This window comes from Gordonia sp. DT30 (assembly GCF_049844915.1).
Taxonomy (GTDB): Bacteria; Actinomycetota; Actinomycetes; order Mycobacteriales; family Mycobacteriaceae; genus Gordonia.
Genome location: NZ_JBNCLY010000015.1, coordinates 95,089 through 116,904, shown reverse-complemented (window position 1 = coordinate 116,904; position 21,816 = coordinate 95,089). Strand labels below are relative to the sequence as shown.

General features: G+C 67.7%; 18 protein-coding genes. 2 read left to right on the top strand and 16 right to left on the bottom strand.

The genetic code is table 11. The features are described 5' to 3' along the window. Positions 1 to 71: 71 nt before the first annotated feature. Positions 72 to 536: a nitroreductase/quinone reductase family protein gene (locus ACLQ3C_RS15010; RefSeq protein ID WP_425705872.1), complete on the bottom strand. Its 465-nt coding sequence runs from the start codon at positions 534 to 536 to the stop codon at positions 72 to 74. 137 nt (positions 537 to 673) lie between these two features. Between ACLQ3C_RS15010 and ACLQ3C_RS15005 the strand changes: the two genes are divergently transcribed. After that, positions 674 to 1,372, top strand: a complete 699-nt coding sequence (locus ACLQ3C_RS15005) for a TetR/AcrR family transcriptional regulator (protein ID WP_425705871.1) — start codon at positions 674 to 676, stop codon at positions 1,370 to 1,372. Here ACLQ3C_RS15005 and ileS read toward each other — a convergent pair. Further along, positions 1,352 to 4,603 (bottom strand): isoleucine--tRNA ligase, encoded by a 3,252-nt coding sequence (gene ileS / locus ACLQ3C_RS15000; protein ID WP_425705881.1) that lies wholly within the window; start codon positions 4,601 to 4,603, stop codon positions 1,352 to 1,354. The genes ACLQ3C_RS15005 and ileS overlap by 21 nt on opposite strands. Positions 4,604 to 5,402: 799 nt before the next feature. On the opposite strand from ileS, the gene ACLQ3C_RS14995 reads away from it, so the two are divergent. After that, positions 5,403 to 5,918 carry a hypothetical protein gene (locus ACLQ3C_RS14995; RefSeq protein WP_425705870.1) on the top strand — a complete coding sequence of 172 codons (516 nt, stop codon included), beginning with the start codon at positions 5,403 to 5,405 and terminating at the stop codon, positions 5,916 to 5,918. Positions 5,919 to 5,924: 6 nt separating this feature from the next. Here ACLQ3C_RS14995 and ACLQ3C_RS14990 read toward each other — a convergent pair whose 3' ends face one another. From ACLQ3C_RS14990 to ACLQ3C_RS14925, 14 genes are all read right to left on the bottom strand, one after another. Further along, positions 5,925 to 6,749 carry a DivIVA domain-containing protein gene (locus ACLQ3C_RS14990; RefSeq protein WP_425705880.1) on the bottom strand — a complete coding sequence of 275 codons (825 nt, stop codon included), beginning with the start codon at positions 6,747 to 6,749 and terminating at the stop codon, positions 5,925 to 5,927. A gap of 326 nt (positions 6,750 to 7,075) precedes the next feature. After that, a complete protein-coding gene (locus tag ACLQ3C_RS14985) occupies positions 7,076 to 7,393 on the bottom strand; it encodes a YggT family protein (RefSeq protein ID WP_425705869.1) in 318 nt (105 codons plus the stop codon). Between the two features lie 135 nt (positions 7,394 to 7,528). Next, complete coding sequence (locus ACLQ3C_RS14980; protein WP_425705868.1) at positions 7,529 to 8,278, bottom strand: cell division protein SepF; 750 nt, start codon at positions 8,276 to 8,278, stop codon at positions 7,529 to 7,531. A gap of 97 nt (positions 8,279 to 8,375) precedes the next feature. Beyond that, positions 8,376 to 9,107 carry a YggS family pyridoxal phosphate-dependent enzyme gene (locus ACLQ3C_RS14975; protein ID WP_425705867.1) on the bottom strand — a complete coding sequence of 244 codons (732 nt, stop codon included), beginning with the start codon at positions 9,105 to 9,107 and terminating at the stop codon, positions 8,376 to 8,378. Further along, positions 9,104 to 9,898 carry a peptidoglycan editing factor PgeF gene (gene pgeF, locus ACLQ3C_RS14970; protein ID WP_425705879.1) on the bottom strand — a complete coding sequence of 265 codons (795 nt, stop codon included), beginning with the start codon at positions 9,896 to 9,898 and terminating at the stop codon, positions 9,104 to 9,106. Before pgeF ends, ACLQ3C_RS14975 begins: the two co-directional genes overlap by 4 nt. Positions 9,899 to 9,918: 20 nt before the next feature. Next, positions 9,919 to 11,094, bottom strand: coding sequence for a cell division protein FtsZ (gene ftsZ, locus ACLQ3C_RS14965; protein WP_425705866.1), 1,176 nt, complete (start codon positions 11,092 to 11,094; stop codon positions 9,919 to 9,921). Between the two features lie 185 nt (positions 11,095 to 11,279). Beyond that, positions 11,280 to 11,978 carry a cell division protein FtsQ/DivIB gene (locus tag ACLQ3C_RS14960; RefSeq protein WP_425705878.1) on the bottom strand — a complete coding sequence of 233 codons (699 nt, stop codon included), beginning with the start codon at positions 11,976 to 11,978 and terminating at the stop codon, positions 11,280 to 11,282. Beyond that, positions 11,978 to 13,549, bottom strand: a complete 1,572-nt coding sequence (murC, locus tag ACLQ3C_RS14955) for a UDP-N-acetylmuramate--L-alanine ligase (RefSeq protein ID WP_425705865.1) — start codon at positions 13,547 to 13,549, stop codon at positions 11,978 to 11,980. Before murC ends, ACLQ3C_RS14960 begins: the two co-directional genes overlap by 1 nt. Positions 13,550 to 13,622: 73 nt before the next feature. Beyond that, positions 13,623 to 14,900, bottom strand: coding sequence for an undecaprenyldiphospho-muramoylpentapeptide beta-N-acetylglucosaminyltransferase (murG, locus tag ACLQ3C_RS14950; protein ID WP_425705864.1), 1,278 nt, complete (start codon positions 14,898 to 14,900; stop codon positions 13,623 to 13,625). Between the two features lie 89 nt (positions 14,901 to 14,989). Beyond that, entirely contained in the window at positions 14,990 to 16,819 is a 1,830-nt protein-coding gene (gene ftsW / locus ACLQ3C_RS14945; RefSeq protein ID WP_425705863.1) for a putative lipid II flippase FtsW, read from the bottom strand. Continuing rightward, positions 16,816 to 18,429: a UDP-N-acetylmuramoyl-L-alanine--D-glutamate ligase gene (gene murD, locus ACLQ3C_RS14940; RefSeq protein ID WP_425705862.1), complete on the bottom strand. Its 1,614-nt coding sequence runs from the start codon at positions 18,427 to 18,429 to the stop codon at positions 16,816 to 16,818. Before murD ends, ftsW begins: the two co-directional genes overlap by 4 nt. A gap of 10 nt (positions 18,430 to 18,439) precedes the next feature. Then, positions 18,440 to 19,537 carry a phospho-N-acetylmuramoyl-pentapeptide-transferase gene (gene mraY, locus ACLQ3C_RS14935; RefSeq protein WP_425705861.1) on the bottom strand — a complete coding sequence of 366 codons (1,098 nt, stop codon included), beginning with the start codon at positions 19,535 to 19,537 and terminating at the stop codon, positions 18,440 to 18,442. Positions 19,538 to 19,553: 16 nt separating this feature from the next. Beyond that, a complete protein-coding gene (locus tag ACLQ3C_RS14930) occupies positions 19,554 to 20,105 on the bottom strand; it encodes a UDP-N-acetylmuramoyl-tripeptide--D-alanyl-D-alanine ligase (RefSeq protein WP_425705860.1) in 552 nt (183 codons plus the stop codon). Then, the gene (locus ACLQ3C_RS14925; RefSeq protein ID WP_425705859.1) at positions 20,102 to 21,775 is read right to left on the bottom strand and encodes a UDP-N-acetylmuramoyl-L-alanyl-D-glutamate--2,6-diaminopimelate ligase; all 1,674 of its coding nucleotides are present in this window, start codon (positions 21,773 to 21,775) and stop codon (positions 20,102 to 20,104) included. The genes ACLQ3C_RS14930 and ACLQ3C_RS14925 overlap by 4 nt, the downstream gene beginning before the upstream one ends. Positions 21,776 to 21,816: the final 41 nt, after the last annotated feature.

Genomic DNA, 21,816 nt, shown 5'->3' with positions numbered 1-21,816 from the left:
TGGACCAAGACCGCCGAAGAGATACTCGAATCCCTCGGCAGACTTCTAAAACGAATTAACGGCGCGGGACACTAGCGCACCGCCGGGCCCTGCGCCACCACGGTGAACACCGGGATCTGCGCGGCGTGCTCGGCCAACTGCGCCTCGCTCGCGTCGGCGGCGAGACCGTCGGGCAGGAACCGGCCGACCTCCCAGCCCCACTTGTCCAGGTAGCGGTGAATGATCGGCGCCCGCTGCTCGGCGGCGACCTCGGCGATTGCGACGTGGCGCGTGCGGCGTCCACGCCGCAACTGCCCTTCCCCGGCGGCGCGTGCGTTGCGGACCCATTGGGTCCGGCCGCGGATCGAGATGAGGTACTCGGAGCCCTCGAAAAGGAGTGGGTTCACCGGAATCTGCTGGGGCGTACCGGTCTTGCGGCCTGTCACGGTCAGCGTCTGTGCCCCGGCGAGGTTGATGCCGTGGTTGGCGAGCCAGCGCACGACGCCATTCATCCGGGCATCCATCGGCTGCGGCGGAATGTAGTGGTCAGTGGTCATCGGAGGGCCTTTCGTGGACGACGATTCGGTCGGTGGCATCGGATGGAGTCCATCGAGAGCGGTGCTCTCGAATCGAGTATGCGACCCGCCGTCGACGAATGCAAGAGCGCCGCTCTCGTTTGTGTCATGATGCGTCCATGCCCGACGCACACACCCGCACCCGAGCCGAGAACCGGAGAGCGATGGAAGCCGAGATCCGGCGGCTCGGACGGGCACACCTGAGCACTCATGGCGCCGCCGGGTTGTCCCTGCGCGCCATCGCACGCGATTTGGGCGTTGTCTCGTCCGCGGTGTATCGCTACGTCCCGAGCCGCGACGAACTGCTCACCCTGCTCCTGATCGAGGGCTACACCGATCTCGCCGACGCGGTGGACGCCGCGGTCGAACGCGCCGACCCCGGCGCGCCGCGCGCCCGACTCATGGCCGCGGCCATGGCGATCCGGTCATGGGCGGTCGACGACCCGGCACGCTGGGCGTTGTTGTACGGCAGTCCGGTGCCCGGCTACGCCGCGCCGGCCGACCGCACCGTGGGACCCGGCACGCGCGTCATCGCGCGACTGCTGCGCGAGCTGTCCGCCGCACCGTCGTCCGGGTCGAACCCCCAGCCGGACAAGGGCTTTCCCACCGAACTGGCACACGACCTCGATGCCATCCGCACCGAATTCGGGTCCGCCCTGCCCGACACCACGCTCCTGGCCGCGACCACGTTGTGGGCCACCGTCATCGGCGCGACGTCCCTCGAGGTCTTCGGCCAATACGGCGCCGACACGTTCGCCGCACCCGAGCAGCTGTTCACGGCGCAGATCGACGCCGTCCTATCCCTGATCGTCGGCTGAACCGGCGGCCGTGACCGTCGAGATGTCCGCGGTCACCCCGTCGCCGAGTTCGATGGCGCCACGCTCGCCGGAGTCGGTCACCGCGAATTGCACGGCCAGCACCTCGGTGGCGATCAGCTCGGCGTGGGTACGTGCCCATTCGAGCCGCTGCGCCGGGACTACCAGCCGCACGATGATGCGGTCGGACACGTCGAGTCCGAGGGTGCGCCGCGCCTCCTGGAGTTCACGGACCCGGTCCTTGGCCCAGCCCTCCGCCTCGAGTTCCTCGGTGACCGTGGTGTCGAGCACGACGAGCCCACCGCCATCGGGCAGCTCCGCCGTCGACTCGGGTTCCTCGGCCACAAGCCGGCGCGTGTACTCGCCCGGCTCCAGGTCGATGCCGTCGGCGCGGACCACCTCGGTACCGTCGTCGGTGTTCTGCAACTCCCAGTTGCCTGCCTTGACCGCCTTGATCACCCGCTGGACCTCTTTGCCGAGTCGTGGACCGGCCGCCCGCGCATTCACCACCAGTTCCTGGCGGCCGTACGCGTCCGCATCGGTCGACAACGTCACCGATTTCACGTTCATCTCGTCGGCGATGAGGTCGGTGAAGGGTTCGAGTTGCCGCGCGGTCGGCGAGGCCACGGTCAGTCCGGGCAACGGCAACCGCACCCGCAGCTTGTTGGCCTTGCGCACACTCGACGCGGTCGAGCACACGGCCTGCACCTCGTCCATCGCCGCCACGAGCGCGGGATCGGCGGGCAGCTCGACGGCCGACGGCCAGTCGGTCAGATGCACCGAACGCTGACCGGTCAGTCCGCGCCAGATCGCCTCGGTCGCCATCGGCAACAGCGGAGCGCCCAGCCGCGAGGCGATCTCGAGCACCGTGAACAATGTGTCGAAGGCATCCGGATCGGTATCCTGACCGGCCCAGAACCGTGCCCGCGAACGGCGCACGTACCAGTTGGTCAGCGATTCGACGAAGCGCCGCAACGTGTCACACGCCCCGGCGATGTCATAGACGTCGAGCGCGGCGGTCATCTCGTCGCGGGTCACCGCGAGCTTGGCCAGGATGTAGCGGTCGAGGACGTTGGACGAGTCGGTTCGCCACGTCGCCGGCCGATCGGCATAGAGCTGTAAGAAGCTGTAGGCGTTCCACAGGGGCAGCAGTGCCTGCCGCACCCCCTCCCGGATCCCCTTCTCGGTGACCACCAGGTTGCCACCGCGCAGCACCGGCGAGGCCATCAGGAACCACCGCATCGCGTCGCTGCCGTCGCGGTCGAAGACCTCGTTGACATCGGGATAGTTGCGCTTGGACTTGCTCATCTTCTGGCCGTCGTCACCCAGGACGATGCCGTGGGCCACCACACTTTTGAACGCCGGACGATCGAACAGCGCGGTCGCGAGGACGTGCAGGTTATAGAACCAGCCGCGGGTCTGCCCGTTGTACTCGACGATGAAGTCACCTGGATTGTGTGGCGCCGTACCCGTGCCGGGGTCCCCGTCGAACCAATCGGCGTTCTCGAACGGGTAGTGCACCTGCGCGAACGGCATCGAGCCGGACTCGAACCAGCAGTCGAGCACCTCGGGCACCCGGCGCATCGTCGAATTGCCGGTCGGGTCATCGGGATTGGGTCGGGTGAGCTCGTCGATATACGGGCGGTGCAGATTGTCCGGGCGCACACCGAAGTCGCGTTCGAGTTCATCAAGTGAGCCGTACACGTCGATACGCGGATGTTCCGGATCGTCGGAGACCCACACCGGGATCGGCGCGCCCCAGAAGCGGTTTCGGCTGATGTTCCAGTCCCGCGCACCCTCGAGCCACTTGCCGAACTGGCCGTCGCGGATGTGCTCGGGCGCCCAGCTGATCTGCTTGTTGAGCTCGAGCATGCGCTCCTTGATCGGCGTGACCGCGACGAACCACGACGGCACGGCCATGTAGATCAACGGTTTTCCCGATCGCCACGAGTGCGGATAGGAGTGCTCGATCGTCTCGTGCCGCACCATGCGGCCCGCACGCGCATCCGGACCGGCCAGGACGTGATCGCCGCCGGCCTTGAGATCCTTGATGATCACCGGGTTGGCGTCGAAGACCATCAGCCCCTCATATGACGGCACCATCGAGGTGAAGCGCCCGCCCGGATCGAGTGGTTGCACGACCTCGATGCCGTTGGCGGTGGCCAGCTCCATGTCCTCCTCACCGAATGCGGGAGCCAGATGGACGATGCCGGTACCGCTTTCGGTGGTGACGTAGTCGCCGAGCAGGATCCGATGGGCGTTCGGATGCCCGACGAAGAAGTCGAACGGCGGGGTGTACTGCAGATCGGCGAGCTGGGCGCCCTGATAGGTGCCGAGCACCTCCAGACCGGTGGCCTCCTGGGTCACTCCACCATCTCCGATCGGCGCGCCCGCTCCTTGGGCACCACCCAGCTCCTTCGCGTACGAACCGAGCAGCGCCTCGGCGAGCAGATACTCGTGGCCATCGGCAGCACGCACGTGCACATAGGTGACGTCGGGGTTCACCGCGATCGCGAGGTTGCTCGGCAGCGTCCACGGGGTCGTCGTCCAGATCAAGGCGTTGACCCCGTCGAGCGGACTGCCGGCGGCGACGAGCGGCATGGTCACGGTGACGGCCGGGTCCTGCCGCATCCGGTAGGCGTCGTCGAGCTTGGACTCCTGGTTGCTCAGCGGGGTCTGCTCGTACCAGCTGTAGGGCAGCACCCGGTAGCCCTGATAGACCAGTCCCTTGTCCCACAGCCGTTTGAACGCCCACATCACCGACTCCATGTAGTCGATGTCGAGGGTCTTGTAGTCGTTGTCGAAGTCGACCCAGCGCGCCTGCCGGGTCACGTAGTCGCGCCACTCGCCGGTGTACCGGAGCACCGAATCCCGGCAGTAATCGTTGAACCGCTCCATGCCCATCTTCTCGATCTCCGACTTGTCGGTGATCCCGAGCTGACGTTCGGCTTCGAGCTCTGCAGGCAATCCGTGTGTGTCCCAGCCGAATCGGCGCTCGACCTTCTTGCCGCGCATGGTCTGGTACCGCGGTACCACATCTTTGACGTAGCCGGTCAGCAGATGACCGTAGTGCGGGAGACCGTTGGCGAAGGGCGGGCCGTCGTAGAAGACGAACTCCTCGGCGTGCACGCGATTGTCGATGGAGGCGCGAAAGGTGTCGTCGCCATCCCAGTACTGCAAAACGGTCTGCTCGACATCCGGGAACGACGGCGCGCCGCGCTCGCCCCCGGTCATGTCGACGACCGGATAGACCCGGCTCCCGGATTCACGTGCGCCGGATTCGGGTGCGTCGGGGGTGTGCGGGGACGGACTGGCGTCGGTCACGGCTGTTCTCCTCGTGCCATCTCACAACTGTGTCGGCACGGGGACGCAGCCGGAATATCGGTTGCGCGGTACCACCCCGCTTGCATCGGCGGACCGATGCCTCTCATGACCCGCTGGAGCAACACGCACGCTCAAGAAGCCGTCGGCTGTGACGGGCCGGCCCGCCCGGTTCTACTGAGAACACGCGCCGGGCGGTTCCGTTCTTCCGAGTGCTCCCCGGTGATGGCCGGATCGATGCGAACGCCAGTCTAACCGCGTCGGTCCCGGATGGGCCAACTCTGCCGACCGACCGGGTCCGCGCAACTGTTCGTCGTCGTCGACCGGGCGACGACGCTCACTCCCGCGGGGGTCGCCAGTCGGGGTGGAGCGGATCGATCTTTCCCGGACCCTCCCGCGGCGGGCCTTCCCGCGGCGGACGGCCCGGGGAGCCTTGTCGACCGGTGTTCGGCGGGGAGGCACGGTTGTCTTGTGGTGGCCGCGGATGCCACCCATTCGGGTCCGGCCGCCCGCGCTGTCCAGGATTGGGCCCCGGATTCTGCGCCGGCGGGCGTGACCGGTTCGGTGGCGGTTGGCCGGCAGCGGGCCCTCCGGAACGATTGGGATCGCCGGAGCGCTGAGCATCACCGGCGCCGACCGATCGCAAATAGTCCGCGTAGCCGCGTTCGCCGGTCGAGGGCGGCGACGGTGGTACGGGTCGGGACCGGTCCGGTTGCGACTTATCCTGCTGTTCCCGGCCCTGCTGATCCCGCCCCGGCTGGGGTCCACGCTGTTGCGGCCGAGGCGCATCCGACTGGCGTTGACCGCCGGTGGGCGGCGAATCAGGGCGCGACATCACGTCTTCCCAGAGCGCGCGACGGTCGTCCTCCGGGAACCTGACCGGTCCATCGTCGTCTGCGACATCGCCACCGTCATCGAGGTAGCGATCATCCGCGTAGTCCGCGGCGTCCGAATCGGAGTCGTCACCGGTCGCGACATCATCGCGGTCGACATCATCGGGTTCGACATCTCCGAATCCGAATCCACCGCCGGTGTCCTCGTCCTCCGGCTTGCCGCGTCGTCCGCTCCAGACGATGTCGGTGACGAGGAAGATCAGCCCGATCAAACACACCACGATGCAGGCGATCGCCAGCCACAGTGTGCCGGTGATCAGCCCGACGACAAGCAGGACGAAACCGACAAGGGTGGCAGTCAGCGCCAGGGTCAGCACGTCATCGACCTACGTTGATCGGGTTCAGCTCTGCGAGTAGCTGCTGAAACCACCGTTGCCCGGATCTGTCGAGAAGGACTGATCCGCCTGACGACCACTTTCCACCGGCGCGGCGCTGCCACGCTGCTGCAGTTCCTCGAGCTGAGATTCCAGATAGGTCTTGAGACGAGTGCGGTACTCGCGCTCGTAGATCTTGAGCTGTTCGATCCGTCCCTCGAGCACCCCACGCTGCTGGTTGATGGTGCCCATGATCTCGGAGTGTTTGCGCTCGGCATCGCTCTGTAGCGAGTCGGCACGTTCCTGCGCCTGGCGCAGTTGCGCCTCCGAGCGGGTCTGCGCATCGGCGAGAATGGCCTCCGAACGCTGCCGCGCGTCGGCCAGCAGTGCCTCGGATTTGTTCTGCGCATCGGAAACCATCGAATCCGAACGCTGCCGCGCGTCGGCCAGGAGCGAGTCGGCTTCATGCCGCGAGGTGCTCGTCAGGCGATCGGCCGTCTCCTGCGCGAGCGCCAGAACCTTGGCTGCACGGACATGTGCGTCCGCGTCGCCCGCGGGCGACGCCGCCTGGCTGGGAGCCGAGGTGGGCTCTGGCGCGGCGGCCGCGAAGACCTGGGTGTGATCTTCCGACGGTGCCGGTGACGAAGCCCCGGCGCCCGACTTGGCATCGGAGAGTTCACCGTCGAGCTCCTCGACGCGCTGCTTGAGATCGGAGTTCTCGTCGATCAGCCGCGCAAGTTCTGCTTCGACAAAGTCGAGGAACTGATCCACCTCGTCTTCGTTGTAGCCGCGTTTACCGATAGGCGGTTTGCTGAACGCGACGTTGTGCACATCAGCTGGTGTCAGCCGCATGTCGGTTCCCCTCAATGTCGTTCGAGCTGCTTGTCTTGGGTCGAGCGTCTCTTCGGTCAATTGTCGATCCACTGGTCATTACAGACTGTCACTGACCATTCATACCAGTCAAAATCTGTAACTAGCGTCTTATCCTGTCACATCCGAACCGTTCGGTGTAGGACATCGATGTCGTCCTGCAATCAAACGGTCGCTCAACTATGACATCAGCAACCGGGGCACGGGCCAAGCCCAGCCGGGGTTCCGAAGAGAATTTTCCGCCGGTTTCATGCATGTTCACATGCCGAGAGTTGACACACCGTACTTCGATGTGCCCGGCCGGATACTCACATACCGAGTGCCGATATCGCCGCACTCGTCCGGAACGAACTCACGACCTGCATCGCGATCACCACCACGATCAATACGATCATCAGCGAGAGGTCGAGGCGCACCGGCCCGAGCGGAATCGGCGGGATGATTCGCCGGAGCAGCTTGATCGGCGGATCGGTGAGAGTGAAAGTGACCTCGATGAGCACCACGACGATGCCGGTGGGGCGCCATTCACGCGCAAAGCTGCGTACCAACTCGACGACGAGCCGGGCCAGGAGCAACAGCCAGTACACGAACAGGACGTAATAGATGACCTCGAACACAATCGCCACTTCTCAAGAGTGCCTGACGCAACGCGCCCGCGGCCGCACCGGGGGTTCCGGCACGTCGCCGCGGGCACGGGGACGCTAGGGGTACGGAATGTCCGGAATGCCGCGTCGCGACAGACTCGGTGACATTCGCGCCGGTCAGGACTGGTTATAGAACCCGGTCTCGGCGATCTTCCGCCGATCCTCGGGCGAGACGTCGACATCGGCCGGTGAGAGCAAGAACACCTTGGTGGCCACCTTGTCGAACGACCCACGCAGCGCGAAGGCGAGTCCGGCCGCGAAATCCACCAGCCGCTTGGCATCGTCATTGGTCATGTTGACCAGATCCATGATCACCGGGTTGCCGTCACGGAAACGCTCGCCGATGGTGCGCGCTTCACCGTAATCGGAGGGACGCAGGGTGGTGATCTTGTTCAGGGGACCGTCGGCGAACACCCGCTCGAGCTCGCCGTGGTCGGCGCCGGCCGAACGCGATGGGGAGGCCGCGCGCAGAGTCGCACCGCTCGAGCGCTGCAGCGGCTCGAGACGTGCCGCACGCATACGCTCCGGCGGCATCTCGGTGGCGGCCCGCACGCTTCCCGCGTATGCGTACTCGGCGCTGCCGTAGCCCTGAGCGCCATAGCCCTGGTCGTATCCCTCGTATCCGCCGACCGCAAGCCGTCGCTCCTCGACACGGCCGACGTCGCGGTAGCCTCCGTCACGGTAGTCGCCGTACCCGGAGTCGGCGAGTGCCTCGTCACGGTAGGACGAATCGCCGTAGTACTCATCCCGGTACGCGCGCTCGCGCTGCGCCTGCCGGACCGGACCGGGCTCGTCGAGGTAGTCGTCCTCGTACTCGCTCGGAGGCACCATGCCGAAATATGCCTTGAACTTCTGCATCGTGGTCATGCGCTGGGCCTCTCTGTCGTCCGACTCTCAAGAGTGGATGTTGCAGCTGTTGCCGGTGTGTGGGCTGTTCTCGGTGGTTCGCGTGTGACTTATGTGATTAGTGAGAGAGTATCGGCCGGGATCCCATGATCGCGGTACCGACACGCACGCATGTCGAGCCGTATTCGACGGCAATCACCATGTCCGAACTCATCCCCGCCGACAGCTGCCCGGCCTTCGGATGGTCGCGCAGAAACACCTCCCGCACACGGGCGGTCTCCGTCATCGCCTGGCGCGGATCGGCCTGCAGCGGCGCGATGACCATCAGTCCCAGAAGACGCAACGACGCGGCCGCCTCGACCCGATCGGCAAGCGCTGGCAACTCCGTCTCGAGGACTCCGCCACGGGTCGGATCACCATCGAGGCTGACCTGACAGAAAACCCCGAGCGGTTCCGACCGGAGGTGTCCGTCCAGCGCAGCCTGTGCACCCGTGGCCAACTGGTCGACGATCTTGTCACGATCCACCGAATGAACCGAACGTGCCCACTGCGCAACGGTTTTCGCCTTCTTCGTCTGCACGCTGCCGATCATGTCGAACACCGCGCCCGACTGCCCGGCCAGCTCACCGAGCTCGGCGATCTTGCGACTCGCCTCGGGCTCGCGGGACTCACCGAACTCCCGCTCCCCCAGCTCGATGAGCCGGGCCACGTCGGCGGCCGGGAAGAACTTCGTCACCACCAGCAACTCGACGTCACCGGGCTCTCTGTCCGCGGCCGCGACCGCCGCGTCGAGCGACTCGCGCACCGCGGCCAATCGCCCGGCGAGCTCCGCGGTCCGCCGATCGTTCATCGTCCGGCCTGCTCGGCCCCCGACGGTCCGGGCTCTGGTTCCATCCAGATGACCGACGCGAGCCGGCCGGTCGGCGCGCCGCGCCGATGACTGAACAGGACCCGGTCGGAGATCGTGTCTCGCGGATCTACGGCCACCGCGTTCACTCCCATGGCCAGCAGCTGACGCCGGATACCGGCCCTCAGGTCCAGGCCCGCGGTTCCGGCCGCGGTGCGGCAGGCACTTCCCGGCAGATACTCCTCGACGTCACGCTGCATCGAATCGGGAACCTCATAGTGTTCGCCGCCGGCCGCCGGACCCAAGAAGGCGCCGATACGTTCGGGCCGCGCGCCGAGGGTGATCATCGCCCGCAGCGCCGCAGGCACGATGCCGATCCGGGCACCCACCCGACCCGCGTGGACCCCGGCGATAACGCCCGCGACGTCGTCGCTGAGCAGTACCGGCACACAATCTGCCGACAACACCGCCAGCGCCACCCCGGGCAGCGCGGTCACCAAGGCGTCGGTGGCGGGCACCCGGATCGAGGGCCCGACGTGCTCGACATCCGACGACGAGAACGTCGACTCGTCGACCACGGCGACATTGCGACTGTGGATCTGCTCCATCCACACCAGCCTGGCCTCGTCCACCCCGATCCGCTCGGCCAACCGGGTGCGATTGGCCGCGACCGCAGCCGGGTCGTCGCCGACGTGATCGCCGAGGTTGAAACCGTCGTACGGTGCCGGCGACACCCCGCCCGCCCGGGTGGTCGTCACCCGCCGTACCCGAACCGCGGCCGGCGGTCGCCGCACCGCGCCCGCGTCGTTCACGCCTACCGCTTCATGAACGACGGAACGTCCACGTCATCGTCGTCGTCGAGCGTTACGTTGTTGCGGCGGGGACGTTCCGGGGCCGGCGACGCGAAAGGGTCGCCCTGGCCCGCCGGCATCTCACCGAACAGCGGATCGTTCTTGGACGCTCGGGTCACGTCGCCGGCCTGCGCCGCACCGACCTTGCCCGCGCCGGGCGCCGCGGCCGGGATGTCGGCCCGCTTGCGCGGTGATCCACTGTCGAATCCGGCGGCGATGACGGTCACCCGCACCTCGTCGCCGAGGTTGTCGTCGATGACGGTGCCGAAGATGATGTTCGCGTCCTCATGTGCGGCCTCCTGCACCTGGGTGGCGGCATTGTGGATTTCGAACAGGCCCAGGTCACTGCCGCCGGCGATCGAGATGAGCACACCACGTGCACCCTCCATCGACGCCTCGAGCAACGGCGAGTTGATGGCCGACTCCGCGGCCTTCTTCGCACGGTCCTCACCCCGCGACGATCCGATACCCATCAGCGCGCTGCCTGCATCGCTCATGACGCCCTTGACGTCGGCGAAGTCGACGTTGATCAGGCCGGGAGTGGTGATCAGATCGGTGATGCCCTGCACACCGTTGAGGAGTACCTCGTCTGCGCTACGGAAGGCGTCCATCAAACTCACCTGCGCGTCGCCGAGTTGCAGCAGCCGGTCATTCGGTATCACGATCAGCGTGTCGCAGGATTCACGCAGCGCAGTGATGCCGACCTCGGCCTGGTTGCCACGGCGCTTGCCCTCGAACGCGAACGGACGGGTCACCACACCGACCGTCAATGCCCCGAGCTTGCGGGCGATCGACGCCACGACCGGCGCTCCGCCGGTTCCGGTGCCGCCGCCCTCGCCCGCGGTCACGAAGACCATGTCGGCGCCCTTGAGGAGTTCCTCGATCTCGTCGCGGGCGTCCTCGGCCGCCCGTCGCCCGACCTCGGGATCGGCGCCGGCACCGAGCCCACGGGTCGAGTCCCGGCCGACATCGAGTTTGACGTCGGCGTCGCTCATCAACAGCGCTTGCGCGTCGGTGTTGATGGCGATGAACTCCACCCCCTTGAGCCCCTGCTCGATCATGCGGTTCACGGCGTTCACGCCGCCGCCGCCGATGCCGACGACCTTGATCACGGCCAGGTAGTTGTGCGGTGGCGTCATGACGCTCGCCTTCCTCTTGTCGATCTGTGAAACCCTAAACCTCAACCACAGATTCAGAGTTATGTCAAGTAGTGGTGTTGGGAACGACGCTAGGCATCGCCACCCCCGCGGGCCAGGACGTCGCCCGGCGTGTCGCCAAACTTGTGCCCGAACGGGCCGATCCGAGGCAAGATAGGGGTCAGGGCTCAGCGGTAGGCGGGGAAATTCGGTGCGGAGACGTTGTATTCGGTCGCATGCCGGGTCAACAGATATCCGAGCGTGCGCGCCTTCTCCTCGCCCCGCGAATCATCGCCCCAGATCACCTTGCGGTTGCCGGTAAGGGCGAACTCTATGTCCACCGGTGACGTCGCGATCACCTTGACCACCAGCGCCGACAATTCCGGCGGCAACCCGGCGACGGCTCCGAGTGCGGCCCGAGTCGTCGGGTCCGCGGGTCCGGGGGTCGCGGTCTGCAGAACCGGCAGCTTCTTGATCTCCGGCGGGCTCGACGCGACCGGAAACGTCAGATACCCGACTCCCGAATGATCGAGAACATGCACCTTGTCGCCCTCGGGAACCAGCGCGACCGGCACCCGCTCGGCGACGGTGATGTGCAATGTCGACGGGTAACCGCGTTCGACCCGGGCCGATTCGACCGACGGGATCGCCGCGATACGACGCGCCACCGCCTGCGTGTCGACCCTCAGCAGCGGGGTGCCGGGGGGCACCGCGGCCGCATCGAGGATCTGGGCGCCGGGCACGGTGCGGTTACCACTGACGTCGGTGTCGCGCACCGACATCAACGGGGTCAGATAGGCGACGAGCACCAAGCCGACCACGATCACCACTGTGAGCACCACTCCCAGTACGATTCGCGGACGACGACGTCGCGGCAGCACGCGCATCATCTCTCACCGCCGCCCGGTCCACCGCCACTCGAGACCTCGCCCCCCGGGCCACGGGCGGCAAGCGCGGCAAGAATCTCCGGCCCCTGCATGGTGATGTCGCCGGCACCGAGGGTCAGCACCACGTCGCCGTCCTCGGCCATCTCGGCCACGAATCGCGCCAGCGACGACAGATCGGGCTCGAAATGCGCGGTCCGGGTCATCCGGTCGACGATCATCCGACCGCTCACACCGGGTACCGGCTCCTCGCGCGCGCCATACACGTCCGCGACGACGACCGCGTCGGCCACATCGAGCGCCGCGGCGAACTGATCAGCGAATTCCGCTGTGCGCGAATAGAGATGCGGCTGGAACACGGCCACGACACGACGTCGGCGCCCACTACTGTCACCATCGACCATCGCGCGCGCGGCCGCCAACACCGCAGCAACCTCGGTCGGATGATGAGCGTAATCGTCATACACGTCGACCTCACCGACACGGCCCTTGAACTCGAAGCGCCGGCGCACCCCCGAGAATGCCTCGACCCCGCCGATCACCTCCGACAGCTCGCCACCGGCGCAGACCGCGGCGACGATCGCGCCGAGTGCGTTGCGGGCCATGTGGATTCCCGGCATGGTCAGTGCGACCGAGCACTGTGCCGGCGGGTCGGCCACCGGCGCGGAAAAACGCACCTGCACATCACTTCCGGCCGCGGTCGGCATCCATGACTCCATCGTCGCCACCGCCCGCACGCCGTCGGGAACGGCCGCTCCCGGCGCCCCGTACCCGAGTACCGACACGCCCCGCTCGGCCAGTGCCGCGGCGCATCGCCCCGCCAGCGCCGACGAGCCGCGATCATCCAGGCACACCACCAGCGCCCCGCCCGGCGTGATGCGCTCCGCGAAGGCGTCGAAGACAGCCACGTACTTCTCCGCCGTACCGAAGAAGTCGAGATGATCGACCTCGATGTTGGTGACCACCACAATGTCCGGCGTGTACTCGAGCAGCGATCCATCGCTCTCGTCGGCCTCCGCGACGAAGACCGGCCCGCTGCCGTGATGCGCATTGGTCCCCGACTCGTTCAGTTCGCCGCCGATCGCGAACGAGGGATCCAGGCCGCAGTGTTGCAGCGCCACCACCGCCATCGACGTCGTCGACGTCTTGCCGTGCGTCCCGGCGATCAGCACGGTGCGATAGCCGACCATCAACTCGGCCAGCACATGCGGGCGTAGCAAGATCGGGATCCGGCGCGAACGGGCCGCCACCAACTCCGGATTGGTCTTCGGGATCGCGGCATGAGTGGTCACCACGGCCGTCGGTCCGCCCGGGAGCTGGTCGAGGGCAGACGGGTCGTGGCCCACCTGGATACGGGCCCCGCGGGTGCGCAACGCGAGAATCCCCCGGCTGTTCTTGGCATCCGATCCCGACACCTGGCCGCCGCGGGCAAGCAGGATCCGGGCCAGCCCGGACATTCCCGCGCCACCGATGCCGACCATATGAACCCGTCGCAGATGAGCGGGAACCGGGTGCTCGAAACCCGGCTGCTCGGAAGTCTCCCCGACCGTCGGCCCGGGCACATCGCCGCTCATGGGTTCACCTCCATCGCCTCACCACACCACCGGGAGCCGACGCCGGTCCCCGGATGCCGCCGCTGCCAATTGTTCACTGCCCGGAGGTCGATCGTGGCGAACGAAACGCGGCGGCGAGGCCGCGACGATGCTCGCCGGCACGAAAGTCGGCCGCCAGATCCAATGCCGCACGCGCGACCTCGGTCGCCGCGTCACGATGCCCCGTCCCCGACGCCGCCACCGACATCGTCGCGAGCCGCTGCGGATCCGACAGCAGCGCCGGAACCTCCCGCCCCACCCACTCGCTGGTGAGGTCATCGTTGTCGACCAACAGTCCGCCGCCGGCCGCAACCACCGGCAATGCGTTGAGCCGCTGCTCGCCATTCCCGTGTGGCAACGGCACATAGATCGCCGGCAGCCCCGTTGCCGATACCTCGGCCACCGTCATCGCACCGGATCGACAGACCACCAGATCGGCAGCCGCATACGCCAGGTCCATCCGCTTGAGATAGCCGACACCCCGATACGGCGGCGCCCCCGGCGGTGATGCCGGATCGATCGAGTTCTTCGGACCGTACGCATGCAGCACACCGATCCCGGCCCGTCCCAGAGCCTCCGCCGCACCGGCCACCGCGGAATTGAGTTGCTGGGCGCCCTGCGATCCACCGAACACCAGCAACGTCGGGGCATCGGCATCGAGACCGAAGTAGTGACGGGCCTTGGGACGCAATGCGGCCCGGTCGAGTTCGGCGATCTGCCCGCGCACCGGAATCCCGACCACCCGCGCATCCGCCAGACCCGAACCATCGACCGCCGCGAGCACCACGTCGGCGAAACGTGCGCCCACCTTGTTCGCGATCCCCGCACTCGCATTCGCCTCATGGATCACCACCGGTAGCCGCCGCTTGCCACGTATGTGGATCTGCGCCGCCAGATACGCCGGGATCGACACATAGCCACCGAAACCCACCACCACGTCGGCATCGACCGCGGTCAGCACCTTGCGCGCGGCCAGGACCGACCGCGCCAGCCTGCCCGGCGTCTTCGCCAACTCCACACCGGGCTTACGCGGCAAGGGCACCGGCGGAATCAGCGACAGTTCATATCCGCGCTCGGGTACCAGCGTCGTCTCCAGTCCGCGTTTGGTGCCCAGGGCCGTGATCCGGGCCTGCGGATCGAGCCGGCGCACCGCATCGGCCACCGCCAGCGCCGGCTCGATGTGGCCGGCGGTTCCACCGCCGGCCACCACCACCGACAACGGGCGAGAATCCGACTTCCGGGGCGCGGACGCGCCTGCCTTCTCCGGCCGCACGTCGTCGGGCCCGGTCTCGTCAGGCGATTCCATCGCGGGGGTCTGCTCGGGCGATTGCATCGCGGGACTTCAACTCCATTCGGCCGCCGATTCGACGGATCGCACTCTCATATCCAACACTCGCCTCACCGGCGGTGCCCCGAGTCGGCTCACCGACGACGATTCGCACCACCGGCATATCCCCGTGGCTGCGACCGCGACGGCGTCGCCGAATAGCCCGAACGGGGCCGCCACGAATGGCCACCCGCCGTGCCGTACGGCCCGCTCGCTTCGCTCCCGGCGCCCCGAAAACCAGGCCCGCTCGCTTCGCTCCCGGCGCCTGAACGATACCTGCCCCGACCCGCCGGTGCCGGTACCGGGCGCGCCGCCGGATCCGGTACACCGGGATCGGACCGGCCACCCGGCCACATCCGCTTCCACACCGGCCGCTTGACCGCAGGCTCCGGCCCCCGGCCGCGACCCGGCCCGGACCGCGCGCGTCCCGGAGCCCCGGGCATAACGCCACCTCGACCGTCGAGCCGATCACGCAGCACCTCCGCACGAGACGGGGTGTAGGCCACCGGCGGCGGCACCCGCAGCAATCGGCCGAACCGTCTGGTCCGGCCCGACGACAACGCCACCACTGCATCGGGTTCGTGACGAGCGGCGTTGGCCAGCAAGCCCAACATGGCCAACACCGTCAGGGTCGACGTACCACCCGCCGACAACAGCGGAAGCTGAATACCCGTCACCGGCAGCAAACCGATCACATAGCCGATGTTGATCAGTGCCTGCGCGGTGATCAACACCGTGATGGTTGCCGTCATCAGCCGCAGGAACGGATCAGTCGACCGGTGCGCGATGCGGAAACCGACAAACGCGAAGATCACGAAGAGCGCCACCACCAACAACCCCCCGATGAGCCCCAATTCCTCACCGATGATCGCGAAGATGAAGTCGTTGTGCGCGTTGGGCAGATAGTTCCACTTCGCTCGACTCTGCCCGAGGCCGACTCCGAACACTCCACCATTGGCCAATGCATAGGTGGCCTGACGCGCCTGATACCCGGCACCCTGCGGGTCATCGATACCGCCGAGAAAGCTCATCACCCGCTGCGAACGGTAACTCTCGACCAACGCCAACACGACTGCGATCGCGATCCCGGTGACCACGAATCCGCTGAACACCTTGATCGGCAAGCCCGCGAACCAGAGCAACGTGCCCACGATGATCGCGATCGTGATCGTCGTCGACAGGTTTGGCTCGAGGATGATCAGCAGGCAGATCACCAGACCCACCGGCACCAACGGGACGAGTAGTTCCCGCAGCGGCGCATTCTCGCGACGGCGCGACGCCAGCAGGTGCGCGCCCCAGACACAGAGTGCGACCTTCACCAGCTCCGATGGCTGTACCGACAACCCGGAAATCACGAACCATCGGCGCGCACCCTGACTCAGGGTGCCCACCCCCGGGATCAACACCAGCGCCAACAGCATCGTCGTGATCACCATCAGCGGCGCGGCCAGGCGACGCAGCACCCGCACCGGCAGTCGGAGGGTGAAATAGAAGACCACGACGCCGAGTAGAGCGAAGACCACCTGCGTGGCGAACAGGCCGTAGGCCGATCCGTCCTGCGAATATCCCTCGACCGAAGACGCCGACAGCACCATCACCAGACCGAACACGGTCAGCAACAGCGCCAGCGTCAAGATCAGATGATACGACGCCAATGGCCGGCCCAGCAGGCTGCGCGTTCCCTCGACGATCGTCGACAAAGCGGTCCCGACCGTCTCCGCCGGGCGGGCACGCGAGTGCGTTCGGACGCCGGTACGCGGTGACGCCGAACGCCCTACACCGGCCACCCCGGTGGTGTCGTCGGTGCTGTCGCCGGATTCGGGGTCCGCCGCATCCACGTCGTCGGTCACGATGTCGCCGGACGCCGAATCCGGGTCGGCGGGTCGCGCGGCGGTGGTTCTGCGTCGGGACGACGCCGCGCTCATCGGCCTTGCGCCTGCTCGGCACCGCGCCGGGCGGTCAGCGACCGCGCGGCGTCGGCGAATGCGTCTCCGCGCCGGCCATATCCGGCGAACATGTCCAGCGATGCGGCTGCCGGCGCCAACAGGATCGCGTCGGGCCGGTCCTCGGCTCGGCCGGTGTCGGCCAGCGCCCAGGCGGCGCCGACGGCCCGATCCATCACCGCCACCGCCGCATCGCCCGGGCTCGGTGCCGTATGCGTGACGGCGGACGGGCTCGTCGGACCGGGAAGACACACACCAGCCGGAAAGGAGAGTTCACGCTGTAGGGTCACCGCCCCATCGTCCCCTGTGAACACTGTGACTGTTGGGACTTCTGGGGCGTGTCGCGCGATCGCTGCGACAACCAGGTCGCGGTCCCGCCCGATCGCAACGACCCCGGCGAGTCGATCGGCGATGGCGTCGAGCATCGTGTCGAGCGACGCACCCTTCAACAGTCCGCCCGCGATGAGAATCACCCGTCGGTGCGCCGCGATCGCCGCCTGGGCGGCATGCGGATTGGTGGCCTTCGAATCGTCGACGAACTCCACGCCGTCGATCCGCGCGACGATCTCGCCGCGATGGGCGGCGGGCCGGAAGTCGGCCAGCGCCGATCCGATCGCGTCCGGTGGCACGCCGATCGATCGCGCGAGCGCCGCAGCGGCCAGCGCATCGGACCGGCCCGACGGCCCCGGTGGACGAATGCCGGTGACATCGGCGAGTGCGACACCGGCCCCTGATGTCCCGGCACCGGGCTCCCCGACCGCAAAGGCGCGATCGACGATCTCGCCATCACGGATACCGAGCTGGCCGTCCCCGGGTTCACCGAGTGTGAAGCCGACTCGGCGGCCGGCGACCGGCAGTGCGGCAGCGACCGGGTCGTCGAGCCCGACGATGCCGATGCCACCGTGCAACGCGATCTGTTTCGCCTCGGCGTAGGCGCGGAACGACCCGTGCCAGTCGAGGTGGTCCTCGGCCACGTTGAGTACCACCCCGGCGGCCGGCGCGATCGACGGCGCCCAAAACAGTTGAAACGACGACAGTTCCACGCACAACACCTCGACGCGGGGCGTCTCCCGCATCGCGTCGAGAATCGGGAGCCCGATGTTGCCGCAGGCCGCAGCGGCGCGCCCGGATGCGGTGACGATGTCGGTGAGCATCGACGTGGTGGTGGTCTTGCCGTTGGTTCCGGTGACCACCAGCCACGTGCGTGGCGGACCGTAGACACGCGCGGCGTCGAGGCGCCAGGCGAGTTCGACTTCGCCCCACGTGGGGATGCCTGCGGCGTGTGCGGCCTCCGGCAGCGCGTGACCGGGCGCAAAGCCCGGGGAGACGATCACCACATCGGTGCGGTCGGTCCAGGCCGGGTCGGCGAGTAGATCGGCGACGGCGATGAGTCGGGCCCCGCGGTCGACGATGGCCGAGGCTCCCGCGATGGCGGCGAGTTCGCCGGTGGTGACGCGATCGTCGGCGATGGTGACGCGCGCGCCGAGGTCGAGCAGATGGTCGGCGGCCGACATCCCGGCCGCACCGCCACCGGCGATCACCACCGAGTCACCCGCCACCGGTTTCGGTAGCCGCGACGGGTCTTCCGGCATCACTGACACCTCAACCCCTGAGGGCCAGGAACTCGCCATAGAACAGCGACAGCCCCAGTGCGCAGGCGATCGCCGTCAGCAGCCAGAACCGGATGATCACCGTTGTCTCGGCCCAGCCGCCGAGCTCGAAGTGGTGATGGAACGGCGCCATTCGGAACACCCGTCGGCCGGTGGTGCGGAAGAAGGCGATCTGGATGACCACCGAGGCGATCTCGGCGACGAACAACGCGCCGATCACGACAGCGAGCAATTCGGTGCGCGTGGTGATCGACAGGCCGGCGAGCATCCCGCCGAGGGCGAGTGATCCGGTGTCACCCATGAAGATCTTCGCGGGAGCGGCATTCCACCACAGGAAGCCGAGACAGGCACCGCCACCGGCGACGGCGATCAGCGCGAGGTCCAGCGGATCGCGGACGTTGTAGCAGCCCTGCGGGATGTCGTTGGCCGGTTTCGCACCGCCCGAACATGCGTTGACGAACTGGAAGAACGCCACCAGCACGTAGGAGCCGAGCACCATGGCCATGGACCCGGCAGCCAGTCCGTCGAGGCCGTCGGTGAAGTTGACCGCGTTCGACCACGCCGCCACCACCAGCCACACGAAGATGACGAATGCGACCGACACCATCGAGACCGCGTCGATGTCGCGTACGTACGACAGATACGGGCCGGCCGGTGTGAGACCCGAGGCATTGCGGAATTGCAGCACCAGGATGCCGAACAGGATGGCCGCGACGAACTGTCCGATCGACTTCGCGGTCTTGTTCAGCCCGAGATTGCGATGCTTGCGGATCTTGATGATGTCGTCGAGGAATCCGACGATTCCCAACGCCGTCGCCAGACCGAGCACCAGCAGCCCCGATGCGCTGGGTCCGGAGCGGGAATCGGTGAACACTCCGGCGAGGTGCGCGCCGAAGTAGCCCGCCCACAACGCAATCAGGATCGCGACGCCGCCCATTGACGGGGTGCCGCGTTTGGTCTGGTGACTCTGCGGGCCCTCGACCCGGATCTCCTGACCGAAGCCCTGCCGCGAGAACAGCCGGATCAGCAACGGCGTGAGCATGATCGACACCGCCACCGCGATAGCCCCCGCGATGAGGATCTGGGTCACCTGAGCGTCCTCGCCTTCATTCGTTCGTTCCTGCGTCCGGAAGGGCCGGACGCAGGGTCACCTCGTGACCGAATCGCTGCCGCCACCGGTCTGCCAACTGCTGCACCGGAACTCCTGGCGCCGCCAGCAGGACCGTGTCACCCGGCTGCGGCATCCACTCCGGGTCCGTGCCGAGAATCTCGAGGGCTTCGGTGGCCGAGGAGGCCATCCGGACCTCATCTCCCCACGAACCCTCCATCACCGTGCCCTGGTACAGCGCGCGCACGGCCCTCGATGACCCTACGCACAGCACCTTGTCGACGGCGAGACGGACCGCCAGACGACCGACCAGGTCGTGTGCCACCGCACGCTGATTCTCGTCGACCGCACCGGCATCGTCGGTCACCAGCTCGCCCAGGACGGCCCAGGTACGGACGGCATCGGCGGACTGCGGTGCGGCGCCCACAGGTCCATCGGGCGCGGCCCGCCGGGCGCCGTCGGCCGATTCGACGAGGGTTCGCAGCGCCGACGTCACGTCATCGATCCGCGATGGCGCCGGCACGGCGATCACGGTGAGCGCGGCGCTCACCGTTGCGCTCCCGGCACCTGCGGTGCAGACCGCTCACGATGGCCGGAATAGGCGTTCGCCAATGCCTCACCGAGTACGAGCCGATCGTCGAAAGGATGTTTCACACCATCGATCTCCTGCCCCGGCTCGTGCCCCTTTCCTGCCACCAGGATGACGTCCCCGGGACGCGCCCACTCGACCGCCGCGCCGATCGCCGCCCGCCGGTCCCCGATTTCGCGGTGCTCGGCACCCGCGGGCACCTCGTCCGCGCCGACCGCGTCGACCCCGGCGACCATCGCTGCGCGAATCGCGGCGGGATCCTCGGTACGCGGGTTGTCGTCGGTGATGATGACCAGTTCCGCGCCGCGCGCGGCGGCCGCCCCCATCATCGGCCGCTTGCCGTGATCTCGATCGCCACCGGCGCCGATGACCACACCGATCCGTCCCGAGATCTGACCGCGCAAGGTTGCCAGTACCGCCTCGAGCGCACCCGGCTTGTGTGCATAGTCGACGATCGCGAGGAAGGGCTGGCCGCGCTCCACCCGTTCGAGCCGGCCCGGTACCGACACCGCCGCCTGGGCCTCGGCGGCCTGGCCGGCACCGACCCCGGCGGCGACCGCAACCGCCACCGCGAGTGCGGCATTGGCGACGTTGTATCGCCCGGGCAGCCCAAGCACGAGCTCCACGCCGCTGCGGCCGGGACCGGCAAGCGTGACGCGTTGCGACCCATCGGCTTCGACGGTGGAAGGTCCGGCCCGCCACTGCGCGCCGACATCGGTCGTCGACACCGTCACCGGTGTGATCGATGTACCGGCGGCGGCGAGTTCGGCCATGCGCCGACCCCATTCGTCGTCCACGCACACCACCGAGCGGACCGCCCGGGTGGACGAACCGGAGACGAACAACCGGGCCTTCGCCTCGAAGTACGCGCGCATGGTCGGATGGAAATCGAGGTGATCCTGCGAGAGATTGGTGAACGCCCCGACCGCGAAATGTGCACCGTCGACGCGGCCGAGCGCCAGTGCGTGGCTCGACACCTCCATCACCACCGCATCGACACCCCGTTCGACCATCGCCGCGAGCATGCCCTGCAGCGTCGGTGCCTCCGGGGTGGTCAGCGAACTGGGTACCGCCACCCCGTCGACCCGTGTCTCCACGGTGCCGATGAGCCCCACCGAATGTCCGGCCGCCAGCAGCGCCGCCTCGACCATGTAGGAGGTCGTCGTCTTGCCGGAGGTACCGGTGATCCCGATGAGTTTGAGTCGCTGGGACGGGTTGCCGTACACGCGGGCGCTCAGTCCGCCGAGGACGCTGCGCGGATCGGAATGCACCAGTACCGCGCAGCCGGCGTCGGTAGGCAGCGACCGGGCCAGCTCCATGCGGCCGGCGGGATCGGTCAGCACGGCGGTCGCACCGCGTTCGACCGCTTCGGCGGCGAATCGAGCGCCGTGGGTGCGCGCGCCGGGCAACGCAGCGAACAGGTCGCCGGCCCGAACGTCCTGGGCGCGCAAGGACACGCCGGTCACGGCGGTCGTCGCCGTCGCGTCGCCGACCAGATCGACCCGCGCGCCGGTGGCCTGCGAAAGCACCCGCACCTCGGTGGGATCCACATGCTGGGGTCGGCTCAGATCGGTCGGCCGACGGTCCCTCGACGAGCCGGTGCGTCGAGACGATCCGCGTTCGGATGCCATGTCGCCGATCGCCTCCTCTCACCCGTCGATGACGGCCGGGG

Excerpts from the sequence above, each read along its gene's own strand:
- ACLQ3C_RS15010 (WP_425705872.1), bottom strand. The coding sequence starts at position 536 with ATGACCACTGACCACTACATTCCGCCGCAGCCGATGGATGCCCGGATG.
- ACLQ3C_RS15005 (WP_425705871.1), top strand. The coding sequence starts at position 674 with ATGCCCGACGCACACACCCGCACCCGAGCCGAGAACCGGAGAGCGATG.
- ileS (WP_425705881.1), bottom strand. The coding sequence starts at position 4,603 with ATGACCGGGGGCGAGCGCGGCGCGCCGTCGTTCCCGGATGTCGAGCAG.
- ACLQ3C_RS14990 (WP_425705880.1), bottom strand. The coding sequence starts at position 6,749 with ATGCGGCTGACACCAGCTGATGTGCACAACGTCGCGTTCAGCAAACCG.
- ACLQ3C_RS14980 (WP_425705868.1), bottom strand. The coding sequence starts at position 8,278 with ATGACCACGATGCAGAAGTTCAAGGCATATTTCGGCATGGTGCCTCCG.
- ACLQ3C_RS14975 (WP_425705867.1), bottom strand. The coding sequence starts at position 9,107 with ATGAACGATCGGCGGACCGCGGAGCTCGCCGGGCGATTGGCCGCGGTG.
- ftsZ (WP_425705866.1), bottom strand. The coding sequence starts at position 11,094 with ATGACGCCACCGCACAACTACCTGGCCGTGATCAAGGTCGTCGGCATC.
- ACLQ3C_RS14960 (WP_425705878.1), bottom strand. The coding sequence starts at position 11,978 with ATGCGCGTGCTGCCGCGACGTCGTCGTCCGCGAATCGTACTGGGAGTG.
- murC (WP_425705865.1), bottom strand. The coding sequence starts at position 13,549 with ATGAGCGGCGATGTGCCCGGGCCGACGGTCGGGGAGACTTCCGAGCAG.
- murG (WP_425705864.1), bottom strand. The coding sequence starts at position 14,900 with ATGCAATCGCCCGAGCAGACCCCCGCGATGGAATCGCCTGACGAGACC.
- ftsW (WP_425705863.1), bottom strand. The coding sequence starts at position 16,819 with ATGAGCGCGGCGTCGTCCCGACGCAGAACCACCGCCGCGCGACCCGCC.
- murD (WP_425705862.1), bottom strand. The coding sequence starts at position 18,429 with ATGCCGGAAGACCCGTCGCGGCTACCGAAACCGGTGGCGGGTGACTCG.
- ACLQ3C_RS14925 (WP_425705859.1), bottom strand. The coding sequence starts at position 21,775 with ATGGCATCCGAACGCGGATCGTCTCGACGCACCGGCTCGTCGAGGGAC.